The organism is Pseudomonas cavernicola, from assembly GCF_003596405.1.
Lineage (GTDB): Bacteria > Pseudomonadota > Gammaproteobacteria > Pseudomonadales > Pseudomonadaceae > Aquipseudomonas > Aquipseudomonas cavernicola.
Map to the genome: position 1 here is coordinate 1,748,120 of NZ_QYUR01000002.1, position 12,573 is coordinate 1,760,692.

At 60.2% G+C, this 12,573-nt stretch carries 11 protein-coding genes and 1 pseudogene; 3 read left to right on the top strand and 9 right to left on the bottom strand.

What is annotated here, in order from left to right; genetic code table 11:
- Positions 1-162: 162 nt before the first annotated feature.
- Positions 163-534 (top strand): hypothetical protein, encoded by a 372-nt coding sequence (locus D3879_RS08465; protein WP_119953609.1) that lies wholly within the window; start codon positions 163-165, stop codon positions 532-534.
- A gap of 270 nt (positions 535-804) precedes the next feature.
- On the top strand, positions 805-1,107 hold the full coding sequence (locus D3879_RS08470; RefSeq protein WP_119953610.1) for a PsiF family protein: 303 nt from the start codon (positions 805-807) through the stop codon (positions 1,105-1,107).
- 141 nt (positions 1,108-1,248) lie between these two features.
- Here the strand turns inward: D3879_RS08470 and D3879_RS08475 are convergent, their stop codons facing one another.
- Positions 1,249-1,455 (bottom strand): hypothetical protein, encoded by a 207-nt coding sequence (locus tag D3879_RS08475; protein WP_119953611.1) that lies wholly within the window; start codon positions 1,453-1,455, stop codon positions 1,249-1,251.
- 197 nt (positions 1,456-1,652) lie between these two features.
- Between D3879_RS08475 and D3879_RS08480 the strand changes: the two genes are divergently transcribed.
- On the top strand, positions 1,653-2,135 hold the full coding sequence (locus D3879_RS08480) for a GreA/GreB family elongation factor (protein WP_119953612.1): 483 nt from the start codon (positions 1,653-1,655) through the stop codon (positions 2,133-2,135).
- A 74-nt stretch (positions 2,136-2,209) separates the two neighbouring features.
- Here D3879_RS08480 and D3879_RS08485 read toward each other — a convergent pair.
- From D3879_RS08485 to dusB, 8 genes and pseudogenes are all read right to left on the bottom strand, one after another.
- Positions 2,210-3,474: pseudogene (locus D3879_RS08485) on the bottom strand (Hsp70 family protein).
- A gap of 230 nt (positions 3,475-3,704) precedes the next feature.
- The gene (locus tag D3879_RS08490) at positions 3,705-4,040 is read right to left on the bottom strand and encodes a hypothetical protein (protein ID WP_119953613.1); all 336 of its coding nucleotides are present in this window, start codon (positions 4,038-4,040) and stop codon (positions 3,705-3,707) included.
- A 306-nt stretch (positions 4,041-4,346) separates the two neighbouring features.
- The gene (locus D3879_RS08495) at positions 4,347-4,940 is read right to left on the bottom strand and encodes a MarC family protein (RefSeq protein WP_177412423.1); all 594 of its coding nucleotides are present in this window, start codon (positions 4,938-4,940) and stop codon (positions 4,347-4,349) included.
- A 57-nt stretch (positions 4,941-4,997) separates the two neighbouring features.
- On the bottom strand, positions 4,998-7,811 hold the full coding sequence (locus D3879_RS08500) for a hybrid sensor histidine kinase/response regulator (protein ID WP_119953615.1): 2,814 nt from the start codon (positions 7,809-7,811) through the stop codon (positions 4,998-5,000).
- 124 nt (positions 7,812-7,935) lie between these two features.
- Positions 7,936-9,225 carry a phosphoribosylamine--glycine ligase gene (purD, locus tag D3879_RS08505; protein ID WP_119953616.1) on the bottom strand — a complete coding sequence of 430 codons (1,290 nt, stop codon included), beginning with the start codon at positions 9,223-9,225 and terminating at the stop codon, positions 7,936-7,938.
- Positions 9,226-9,423: 198 nt separating this feature from the next.
- Positions 9,424-11,031, bottom strand: coding sequence for a bifunctional phosphoribosylaminoimidazolecarboxamide formyltransferase/IMP cyclohydrolase (gene purH, locus D3879_RS08510; protein ID WP_119953617.1), 1,608 nt, complete (start codon positions 11,029-11,031; stop codon positions 9,424-9,426).
- Positions 11,032-11,118: 87 nt separating this feature from the next.
- Complete coding sequence (gene fis, locus D3879_RS08515) at positions 11,119-11,439, bottom strand: DNA-binding transcriptional regulator Fis (protein ID WP_119953618.1); 321 nt, start codon at positions 11,437-11,439, stop codon at positions 11,119-11,121.
- Positions 11,436-12,434, bottom strand: a complete 999-nt coding sequence (dusB, locus tag D3879_RS08520) for a tRNA dihydrouridine synthase DusB (RefSeq protein ID WP_119953621.1) — start codon at positions 12,432-12,434, stop codon at positions 11,436-11,438. The genes fis and dusB overlap by 4 nt, the downstream gene beginning before the upstream one ends.
- Positions 12,435-12,573: the final 139 nt, after the last annotated feature.

The following is a 12,573-nucleotide window of genomic DNA, read 5'->3' on the forward strand; positions in this document are numbered from 1 at the left end:
GCATTTTTAGGCTGACTTCAGCGCTGCATAGCGCGCGAAGCCCGCAGCAGTTTTTCAATGGCTTGCTAAGGCTGACGGCTGTGACAAGGCCTGGCATTGCGCTTGTTTAGTCGGTACGCCGCTCGTGCGAAAGAGACCGAGCGCTATATGGAGCTTGAAATAATGTACACGCAGCGCCTTCGCAGCATCAGTTTGGCAATCATCGCGGGCCTGGTTATCAGCGCGTGCTCCGAGCCGGTTGCGCCGGCTAAGGTCAGCTTTATCAACCAGGTTTGGCGTGTCAGCGAGTCGAGCACAATTGCGCGCGGCATGCTCTATGTCTTTCTCTCGGACGGTACGCTGGTGCTGGCCTCGGCTAATAACAAACCGGCTTTCGGTGCCTGGAAAGCCGAAGGTGCAGGGCTGACCATGATCGAGGAGGGCAGACCCTACAAAGTCGAGGTCCTGAAGTTGAGCCGCGACGAATTTCGGCTCCGTATTCACAACCCAGGTCAGCCGGTCGAGATCACCCTGGTGCCCGCTGACCAGCCCTAAGAGCTGGTTCTAAGCGGCGGAGCAGTTCCACGTGCGTGTCGGCAAAGGCAAAGCACTGGCTAAGCTTCGTCGGCATGCTGCGCCTATGCACAGTCCACCTAGTGGCCTGTGTGGCTAGTTCAATTAGTCAATTTCGGCGCCTGAAGCCCCGATACTGCGTTGCCGCTCCTCGCCATAGCCCAGCTATGACTCGTCACGGCGCCTTGTCTCAGGACTCCAGGCATCCGAACTTGAGTTAACCAACTAGCCGTACAGGCCACTAGAAGCCTCATGAATATGGTTCGTATCCCTGTGCTGGCGCTGGTTTTGCTGGTTTCCCCTCAGGTTTTTGCCGCTACCGCTCAGCAAGAGAAGATGACGTCGTGCAATGCCGAGGCCACCAGCAAGACGCTCAAGGGCGATGAGCGCCAAGCCTTTATGAGCACCTGCCTGAAAGCTGGTAGTACCCCGGCAGCGGCAACAGCAACCACCCCGCAAGAAAGAATGAAGTCGTGCAATGCCGATGCCGCCAGCAAAGCGCTCAAGGGCGATCCACGTAAGACCTTCATGAGCGAGTGCTTGAAGAAGAAATAAGTCGCTTAACATCGGGGCCGTCTCAAACGCACTGCTGTCAGTCAGTCGAGCCCGGACAAATTCCCGCCCATTCGTAGCTCGTCGCCATCGAGATTCGGCAGCGTCACTGGCGTAATCAGTGCGCTGACCGAGAGTGAGGCATTACTGCGCGTTTTCAGTCGCCTGCTGCAGGCGTTGGTTATTCAGCGCATTGGCCTGATCGATCTGTTGTTTGAGCTGGGTCATCTGTTGCTGCGCCTGCTCCGCTTGTTTGGCCTGCAGGGTCGCCGTTGCGGCAGTCTCCCCAAGCCCGCAAGCGGCTAACGCGAGTGTGGCGATCAGCGTAGTGGCTGCCTGAACGATATTCATGGGGGGCTCCTGCCGGTTGGGTTTGTCTGTGCAACGCTGGCCATGCATAGCCGGGTGGTTGGATGCGGCAACTGTAACGTGCGGAGCAGAAAGCTCGAAAGCGCTTCATAAACCGCCGCGGTTACCGACACACTGTGCTTGGCGTCGGCAAACGGCTGCCGCTTTGGGTTATGCCTCGCTGCCAAATGACCGGAATCATGAATAAACAACGTATCCATCAGCTGATTATCGACAAGCTCGTAGCCGACTTACAGATCGCGCAGGGTGCGCTGCAAACTGCCTATGAGGCGGCGACCCACGAGGAGAATATTGCCGAAAATAAATATGACACCCTCGGCCTGGAGGCCGGCTATTTGGCGCACGGCCAAGCGAAGCGGGTGGCCGAAATTGAGCAGGCGTTAACGGCTTATCGGCAGTTGCTGCTGCGGGCCTTCGATCCGTCGAACGGTATTCAACTGACCGCGTTGGTGCGGCTCGAGCTGGAAAGTGGCGCGCAACGCTTGCTGTTTCTCGGCCCGGATGCCGCTGGTTTGAAGATCGTGGATGCCGGCCAGGAAGTCATGGTCATCACCCCGCGCTCACCCATGGGCCAGAGCCTGCTGGGTAAGGCGCGGGGCGCGCTGGTAGACATCAGCGTGGCCAATCAGCGGCAGGAATTTGAAGTGCTGGAAGTCGTTTGACTTCTAGCCTCCCCCTGGTAGAGAGGGAGGCTGGGCTCTAGACCGTAGGCTGGGTAGAGCGATAGGTAAACGAATCAGCCGTAACGCTTCTTCGCCTCGATGGCCAAACCGCTGCCGATGCTGCCGAAGGTATTGCCCTCGGCATGCCGGGCGTTGGGTAGCAGCACATTGATGCTCTGGCGCAGGGCCGGGATGCCGCTGGAGCCACCGGTGAAAAACACCGTGTCGATGTGTTCGGTGCTGACATTGGCATCGCTGAGCAATTGCATGACGCTGCCGCTAATGCGTTCCAGCAAGCTGGCGATGGACTCGTCGAAACCGGCACGATCCAACTCGACCGACAGGCCTGATTCGATCCGGTCGAGTAACACGGTACGCCGCTCAACCTCGGTTAGCTCGATCTTGGTTTGTTCGATCTGCATCGCCAGCCAGTGTCCGGCGCGCTGTTCGATCAACTTGAAGAAACGGTCAAATCCGGGCGTGTCCAGCGCGTCGTAACGCATATTGCGCAACGCGGTCTGCGCCTGCTGCGAATAGACCGCGTTGATGGTGTGCCAGGTGACCAGATTGAGGTGATGACTGGTGGGCATGTAGGCCTGATTCTTCATCCGGCTGCCATAGCCGAACAGCGGCATGACCCCGCTCAGGCTCAACTGCTTGTCGAAATCGGTGCCGCCGATATGCACGCCACCGGTGGCCAGGATGTCCTCGTGGCGCTCGGCGAGCATGTGCCGCTCGGGGCCAGACGGATCAACGAGAAGTCCGAGGTGCCACCACCGATGTCGACGATCAGCACCAGTTCTTCACGCCCGATCGTGCTCTCGTAATCGAAGGCGGCGGCGATCGGTTCGTACTGGAACGAGATGTCCTTGAAACCGAGCTTCTTCGCCACGGCCACTAGGGTATCTTCGCCTTCCTGGTCGGCTTTTTCGTCATCGTCGACGAAAAATACCGGGCGTCCCAACACCACTTCTTCGAATGAGCGCTCGGCAACCGCTTCGGCGCGGTTTTTCAGTTCACCGATAAAGAAACCAAGGATGTCCTTGAACGGCAAAGCACTGCCGAGTACGGCGGTTTCGCTCTTGAGCAGTTTCGAGCCCAGCAGGCTCTTCAGCGAGCGCATCAGGCGGCCTTCGTAGCCTTCCAGATATTCATGCAGGGCCAGCCGGCCATATACCGGGCGGCGTTCTTCGAAGTTGAAGAACACCACCGACGGTAGGGTGATCTTGTCGTCTTCCAGCGCGATCAACGACTCCATGCCAGGGCGTAGCCAGCCGACAGTGGAGTTGGACGTGCCGAAATCGATGCCACAGGCACGAGCGGGAAGCGCGTTTTTCATGATGTGTTCCGGTTAAAGACAGCCGCGTAGTGTACCGCGAGAGGGTGGGGCGATGCTGTAGCAGGCTACGGCTTGGCGATGAAGGGGAGGCGGGACGGTTAATTGATCCTGGTCCGAAAGACCTGGGCTGGCGCAATCGGGCATTTACTATTCTTCGCGCCAGTCAGCGGCGACTAAGTCGCAAGGGACTCAGCCGCCGCTGTTCTGCTTCGCGCGCGATGCAGCCTGGTTTAATTGATCGTGTTCAGTTTCACCACGTCACCGGAAACCGTCGTGGTGTAACCGGTCAGCACCCAGGCCCAAAACCAGTCTTCTTGAATCTGTGTGTTGATCAGCGCGTCGCCGCCTTTGGATTTGATCGCGGCATTTTGCGCGCGAACAAAGCGGTTGTTTTGCTGAATTGGGATGAGCCCGAACAGGAGCAGGCCGGTGGCGCTCGCCTGGCTATGACCGACGACGGTGTATTGGCTGTTATCCAGGTTCTGCGCCTTCATCGGGGTGCCAGTGCAACCGCTGATAGTCAGGGTGAACAGCAGTGCGGCGATGATTTTGCTGACGTTTTTCACAGGTGTTTCTCCATGAGGTGATAGCCCAGGGATTCATTCCCTGAGGGCGGGTAATTTAAAGGTTGTTGCAGGAAATTAGAATCGGGAACTACCGAGTAAACCGGGTATTTCTCCGCTATCTGGAGTGAGATGAGCCCTGTTCGGAACGTAGGCCGGGTTAGCGGCGCAAGCAAATCCGTAACAACCCACGCAATCGTAAACGCCGCGTAACCCGGCAATGCGATGGCACTGGCGCGAGTGTATCGCCGGGTTACGGCGCGTCCTAGATTGCCGCATGGCTACGAGCCGGAGCGCGCCTCACCCAGCCTATCGCACCAGATAGTTCTTCACCCCGGTGAAGATGATTTGCGCCGCCAGTGCGCAGACGAACAAGCCCATCAGCCGGCTGACAATCTGCAGCCCTTGCTCGCCGAGCAGGCGCTCAAAGCGGTCGGAGAGGTAGAGCACGACACCGACCGTCAGGCTGGCCAGCACGATGCCCAGCACCGCCACCAGCTTATCGTCCCAATGCGGTTGGCCGGCACCCATCACCAGCATCGCACCGATGGTGCCGGGGCCCACTGTCAGCGGGATGGTCAGTGGCACTATGGTGACGTCCTGCTGCACGTTTTCGCTTTGCACCGCAGGGCTGCCCTGAGCCATGCCCAGCGCGGAAATGAATAGCACGCTGCCGGCGCCAATGCGGAACGCATCGATGGTGATGCCGAATACGGTGAAGATATTCTGGCCGAACAGGTACAGCAGCACGCTGGCGATCACCACGCCGCCGGCGACTTTCCAGGCCAGCTTCTTGCGTTCCTTCACCGTGTAGCCGCGGGTCAGGCTGATAAAGCAGGAGAGTACGAAGAAGGGGCTGTAGAGCACCAGCATCTTCAAGTACAGGCTGAATAGCTCGGACAGCATGGGCTTGGCTCGTAGTTGGAGGTGGGGCCCGCGCCGAGCTCGGGCCTTGTAACGTCAACCGACGCCATTCGCAGAGGGCTCAGATGACCGGGCGTTGTTAGCTTCGCGCTGGCGGCGCAGTTCGCGTTCAGAGACCCAGTGTTCGATCAGTTCACGCAGTTGCGAAAGCTCCACCGGCTTGGCCATATGCCCGTCCATGCCGACCAGGCGTGCGCGCTCTTTATGTTCGGCGAGGATATGCGCGGTGAGCGCCACCACCGGGGTGCGGCTGCGCTTCTCTGCGGCTTCCCAGGCGCGTAGTTGCTGGGTGGCGGAGAAGCCATCGAGTACCGGCATCTCGCAGTCCATCAGCACCAGGTCGTACTGCTGGGCTTTCATCGCGATCAATGCTTCCTCGCCATTGCTGGCGGTGTCCGGTTGCAGGTTGAGTTTGCCGAGCATGCCGCGGATCACCTTGGTGGAGATGCTGTTGTCTTCGGCGACCAGGATGCGGAAGTCGCTAGGCACATTCAGCGGCGCACTCGCCAGGGTTGGTGCCCAGTGTATGGCGCCGCCATGTTTGCGCTGCGCCAGCTCGTCGGCGAGGGTGGTTTTTAGCGTATAGCCGGCTACCGGCTTGGCCAGGATGCGTTTGATCCCGGCGTTGCGGGCGATGATTTTGCTCGGAGCGTTGCTGATGCCAGTGAGCATGACCAACAGGATGTCGTGGTTGAGGCTGGGGTCTTCCTTGATCTTCGCCGCCAGCTGCATGCCACTCATGCCGGGCATGTCCTGATCGAGCAGCACCGCATCGAAGTATTCGCGGATGTGCGCCTTGGTTCGTAGCAGGGCCAGGGCCTCTTTGCCGGAAGGCACCGCACTGACCGTCAGGCCCCAGGCACTGCACTGCTGCACCAGGACTTTGCGGCAGGTGTCATTGTCATCGACCACCAGCAAACGAGCGCCTTGCAGTGTGCCGTCGAGGTCGGCGGTGGGGTGTTCCAAGCGTTCGGCATCCAGTGGCAGGGTGAGCCACAGGGTGTTGCCCTGGTTGCTACCGCTCTGGATGCCGAATGCGCCGTTCATCAGGCGCACCAGTTGGCGGGCGATGATCAGGCCGAGACGGCCGCCGAGCTTGGTGGCGGCGAGGAAGTCTTTGCTGTGCAGTTCGGTGTTGAGCAAGGCGTCGCGCTCGCTGCTCTCCAGCGGGCGGCCGCTGTCCTGTACGGCAATCCGGAGGCGTGGGGCATCGGCGCTGGTGTCCAATGCGACCACCAATAGAATCTCGCCTTCGTCGGTTTGCTTGAAGGCGTTGTCCAGCAGGCTGAGCAAGGTCTGGCGCAGGCGTGTCGGGTCACCGCTGATCACCCGTGGCACTTGCGGCTGCATAAAGCTGATCAGCTCGACTTTCTGCTGTTCGGCTTTGGCGCGGAAGATGTCCAGGCAATCATCGATCAGCGCATTCAGGTCGAACTGCACGTCATCCAGCTCGATCTGTCCGGACTCCAGCTTGGAAATGTCGAGGATCTCGTTGATCAGCGTCAGCAGCTCGTTACCTGCGCTGTGAATGGTCTGCACATAGTCGCGTTGCTTGGCCGAGAGCGGAGTCCCAAGCAGCAATTCGGTCATGCCCAGCACACCGTTCATTGGTGTGCGGATTTCGTGGCTGATCTTGGCGAGGAATTCGGCTTTTGCCTTCAGTTCGGCGGAGCTGGCGGCGAGCTCCCGGCTGATGCTGAAGTCGTCCTGAATGATTCGTCGCTGGCGCTCGCTGAGTGCGATGCTAAGCATGAAACCGCTGAGGGCGGCCACGCTCAGCAGACCGAAAGCCAGCCATTCGGACTGCACCGCCCAGTAGCCGAACAGCGCCGGCAGGGCTCCGATGAAGGCTAGGTTAAACACCAGCAGGGCCAGGGTGAATAGTCGTGCTGGCTGATAGCCGTGCTGCCAGTGAAAGGCGGCAACGACCAAGATGCTCAGGCTGCTCACAGCGGCAATCACGTACACCAGTTGGTTGAACTGCAGGTTGCTGGCGATCAACAGCACGATGCAGGTCAGGCCGATCAGCACGCTTTCGCCGATCAGTACGCGCCGTAACGAAGTGCTTGGGCAGACCTTGTGGAAAAAGCTGCCGGTGAAGGACAAGCCACAGAGCATCGCCAGTAGCATCGACAGATTGGCAATCTGTGGCTGAGCGGTCTGCCAGTCAGCCAACCACGGAGTGCTGATCCCCAGCACGCTCAGGCTGGTTCCCAGAAAGCAGACTTGGGTGGCTGCTAGCCACAGGCTGCTGCGTATGCGGGCGTAGGCAAAGCGCACGAGGTTGTAGAGCAGCAACATGCCAAAAGCGCCGAGCAGCAGGCCATAGAGCAATGGGCGAGTGTCGTCGGCGGCCATCGCCGCGGCCGACTCGAGGCTGATGCTTGGGCGCAGAGCATGGGTTGAGGCCAGGCGCAGGTAGATATCCAGCGGCTCCTTGGCCGCCGGTAGCGGCAGCAGGAAATCGCGGCTGGGCAGCGGGCGGCTGGCAAAGGGTAGGCGGCTGCCGGTGCGGGTGTTGGCGAGTAGTTCATCGCCTTGCAGCGCATACAGATCGAGGAAGTCCACATACGGGGCGAAGACCCGCAGCAGGTGTTCCCGGTCACTGGCAGGCAGACGGTAGTGCAGCCACAGCGCAGTGTTCCCACCGGGGGTGTAGAGCTGCTTGAGATCGACCGGGCCGAACTGCGGGAGATAGCGCGGGGAGCGGACTTCATCCAGTTGCAATGAGGCTTCGCTATCGATCAGGGCGAACCATTGCCCTTGCTCGGTTGCCTGCGCCGGGGATAGATTGAGCGCAGTCAACAGCAGGCTGACAATGAGTCCTATGGCGATCCTAAGCCCGCGCACGGTGAAATCCCTTCGAATGTGAATCGACCGATTATAGCCAAGCGCCTGCTTGGCGGTAATACGCAAAAGGCAGCCAAATGGCTGCCTTTGCACGCTTTACAGCTTGTTCTACGAATTCAGGCGCTTAATCCTCGCCGCGTTCGCGGGCGATGGCCCGATAACCGATGTCGTGACGGTAGAAACAGCCATCCCAGTCGATCTTCGCCGCCAGCGCATAGGCGTTGTGCTGGGCCTCTGAGACGGTCTCGCCAAGGGCAGTGGCGCAGAGTACGCGGCCGCCTGAGGTGACTACCTGGCCGTCCTTGAGCGCTGTGCCGGCGTGGAACACTTTGCCCTGGTCGCTGACGGCAGCGTCCAGCCCCCTGATCGCCGCGCCTTTGGCGTAGTCGCCGGGATACCCACCGGCAGCCAGCACCACCCCCAGGCTGGGGCGCGGGTCCCACTGTGCTTCGATTTTATCGAGGGCTTCGGCCAAGGCGCCTTCGACCAGCAGCAGCAGGCTCGATTGCAGCCGCAGCATGATCGGCTGGGTTTCCGGATCGCCAAAACGGCAGTTGAACTCGATGACTTTCGGTTTGCCGGCCTTGTCGATCATCAGCCCGGCATACAGGAAGCCGGTGTAAACATTGCCCTCGCTGGCCATGCCACGCACGGTCGGCCAGATCACTTCGTCCATGGCCCGTTGGTGTACCTCGGCGGTAACCACCGGTGCCGGCGAATAGGCGCCCATGCCGCCGGTGTTCGGGCCGCTATCGCCGTCGCCAACGCGTTTGTGATCCTGGCTGGTGGCCATCGGCAGCACGTTGTGGCCATCGACCATGACGATAAAGCTGGCTTCTTCGCCGTCGAGGAACTCTTCGATCACTACGCGCGAACCAGCGTCACCGAAGGCATTGCCGGCGAGCATGTCGCGCACGGCATCTTCGGCCTCGCCCAGGGTCATGGCGACGATCACGCCTTTGCCGGCGGCCAGGCCGTCAGCCTTGATCACGATCGGTGCGCCTTTCTCGCGCAGGTAAGCCAGCGCCGGCTCGACTTCGGTGAAGTTCTGGTAGTCGGCGGTGGGGATATTGTGCCGTGCGAGGAAGTCTTTGGTGAAAGCCTTGGAGCCTTCCAGCTGTGCGGCGCCAGCCGTTGGGCCGAAGCACTTGAGGTTGCGGCTGCGGAACAGATCGACCACGCCCGCTACCAGTGGTGCTTCGGGGCCAACGATGGTCAGACCGACGTTCTGCTCGGCGAAGTCGGCCAGCTGCTCCAGCGCGAGTACGTCGATGGCGACGTTCTCGCACTTGGCTTCGGTGGCGGTTCCGGCGTTGCCCGGGGCGACGAAGACTTTCTCAACGCGCGGGTCTTGCGCAACTTTCCAGGCCAGTGCGTGTTCGCGGCCACCGCTGCCGATGATCAAAACATTCATTTCGAAACCTCGATGACGCTAATTCTTCGACCAGGAGGCTAAACCCCCAGCTCTTCTAAAATCTACACATTACGAGGTCGCAATGAAGTAGGTGGATGCAAGGCGTGGATGGCTACGACAAGCGCAGTTGCCTATTGGCAATGAGCATTGGCGAAGTCGTCCGCAACGCAGCAGACGCCTGCTTCAGTGCGGCCGTCTTCAATGACGGAAGTGGCGCATGCCGGTGAATACCATGGCAATACCGGCTTCGTCGGCGGCAGCGATCACTTCGTTATCGCGCATCGAGCCACCTGGCTGGATCACCGCGGTGATGCCAACCTTGGCGGCATTGTCGATGCCGTCGCGGAACGGGAAGAAGGCGTCCGACGCCATCACCGCCCCCTGCACCTGCAAGCCGGCATGTTCGGCCTTGATCGCGGCGATGCGGGCGGAGTTGACCCGGCTCATCTGCCCGGCGCCGACACCAATGGTCTGGCGGTTCTTGGCGTAGACGATGGCGTTGGATTTGACATATTTGGCGACTTTCCAGGCGAAGATCAGGTCGTGGATTTCCTGTTCGCTTGGCGCGCGCTGGGTCACCACCTTCAGATCATCTGCGCTGATCATACCGATATCGCGGCTCTGTACCAGTAGGCCACCGTTGACCCGTTTGTAGTCCCAGGCGGAAGTACGTTCGGCGGCCCATTCTCCGCATTCGAGCAGACGCACGTTGGCTTTGGCGGCGACCACTGCGCGGGCGGCAGCGCTGACTTTCGGCGCGATGATGACTTCGACGAACTGACGCTCGACGATGGCTTTGGCGGTTTCTGCATCGAGTTCGCGGTTGAAGGCGATGATGCCGCCGAACGCCGATTCGGTGTCGGTGGCGTAGGCCAGTTCGTAGGCCTGGCGGATGCCGCCTTCGCTGTCGAGGGCCACAGCCACGCCGCATGGGTTGGCGTGCTTGACGATCACGCAGGCCGGCTTGACGAAGCTCTTCACGCATTCCAGGGCGGCGTCGGTGTCGGCTACGTTGTTGAACGACAGCTCCTTGCCTTGCAACTGGATCGCGGTGGCGATGCTGGCTTCCACCGGCTTGGCTTCCACGTAGAACGCCGCGCTCTGGTGCGGGTTCTCGCCGTAGCGCATCTCCTGGGCCTTGATGAACTGGCTGTTGAAGGTCCGCGGGAAAGCGCCACGGTCTTCGGTGCTGAGCGTCTCGGCGGCCTGGTTCACGGTGCCGAAGTAGTTGGCGATCATGCCGTCGTAGGAGCTGGTGTGCTCGAAGGCCTTGAGCATCAGGTCGAAACGCTGGGCGTAAGTCAGGCCGCCGGCTTTCAGGCTTTCCAGCACGGCGCTGTAATCGCTGGCGTTGACCACGATGGCCACGTCTTTGTGGTTCTTGGCCGCCGAGCGGACCATGGTCGGGCCGCCGATGTCGATGTTTTCGATGGCGGTCGGCAGGTCGCAACCCGGTTTGGCAACGGTCGCTTCGAAGGGGTAGAGGTTGACTGCGACCAGGTCTATCGGCTTGATCCCGTGCTCGGCCATGATGGCGTCGTCGATGCCACGGCGACCCAGGATGCCTCCGTGAATTTTCGGGTGCAGGGTCTTCACCCGGCCATCCATCATTTCCGCGAAACCGGTGTAGTCGGCGACTTCCACGGCGGCCACGCCATTGTCCTTGAGCAGCTTGAAGGTGCCGCCGGTGGAGAGGATTTCAACCCCAAGGGCTGACAGCTCACGGGCGAACTCAAGGATTCCGGTCTTGTCGGAAACGCTGATCAGGGCGCGGCGGATAGGCAGACGGGTGGTTTGGTCGGTCATCTCAATTTCCATCTAAAGCAGAGAAATCAGCAAAAAAGGGCGGCCATTTCATCAACAGGGGCCGCCCTTTTTCGTTTGAGTGCATGCTTACAGCAGATCGTATTGCTTGAGCTTCTTGCGCAGCGTGCCGCGGTTCAGCCCGAGCAGTTCGGAGGCCTTGGTCTGGTTGCCCTTGACGTAGTTCATCACGGTCTCCAGCAGCGGTGCCTCGACTTCGGAGAGCACCAGGTTGTAGACGTCAGAGACATCCTGCCCATCCAGATGGGCAAAGTAGTTGTGCAGCGCCTTTTCCACATTGCCGCGCAGGGTCTGGCCCTCTTCGCTCGGCGTGCTCAGGTGCTGTTTCAAATTGACGTTATCGGTCACGGGTGCAATTCCACTCACTAGTGTCTCAGTCATCATCGTCATGCAGCCACCCCTTCTCCGTCGTTATGACGTTCGGCGAAATACTGCCGAACGTTGGCGCATTGCACGTCCGTGTTCTCCAGACGATTGAATTGGGCGCGAAACTCCCTGGCGCCCGGCAGGGTGGCTAGATACCAGCCGACATGTTTGCGGGCGATACGCACGCCCATCACATCGCCATAGAAACTATGTAGTTCGGCCAGATGCTCTAGCAGAATGCGTTCCACTTCGTGCAGCGTTGGCGCCGGCAATTTTACGCCGGTGCGCAGGTAATGCTCGATCTCACGAAAAATCCATGGCCGCCCTTGCGCGGCACGCCCAATCAGCAGGGCATCGGCGCCGGTGGCCGCGAGCACGTGCTGGGCTTTCTCTGGTGAGTCGATATCGCCATTGGCAAACACCGGAATCGACACCGCCTGCTTGATCGCGGCGATGGTCTCGTACTCGGCCTCGCCGGTGTACAGGTCCGCACGCGTGCGGCCATGCACGGCGAGCGCTTGAATGCCCGATTGTTCGGCGATCTTCGCTACAACAATGCCGTTTTTGTTCTCGCGATCCCAGCCGGTGCGGATTTTCAGGGTCACCGGCACGTTCACCGCGGCCACCACGGCCTGCAGAATCGCGCTGACCAGTGCTTCATCCTTCAACAGCGCAGAACCGGCGGCCTTGTTGCAGACCTTCTTGGCCGGGCAGCCCATGTTGATGTCGATGATTTGCGCACCCAGTTCGACATTCGCGCGCGCGGCATCCGCCAGCATCTGCGGATCGCCGCCGGCAATCTGCACCGAACGGGGTTCCGGGTCGCCGGCATGAATCAGCCGTAGGCTCGATTTGCGGGTGTTCCACAGGCTCATATCGCTGGTGACCATCTCCGATACCACCAGGCCCGCGCCAAGGCGGCGACAGAGTTGACGGAACGGGCGATCAGTGACTCCCGCCATGGGCGCGAGTATCAACTGATTGGGCAATGTGTATGGACCGATGCGTACCGCCGACATGGGGCTTCCCTGCTGAAAAGGCGGATATGGGAGTGCGAAAAAGGGTTGGCATGATACCCGCTCTCGATAACTGGATAAAGGCTGTTCTGGATAAATTATGAACAGTTATTGGCGGCTCACGGTGCCTGCGGATGGCCGT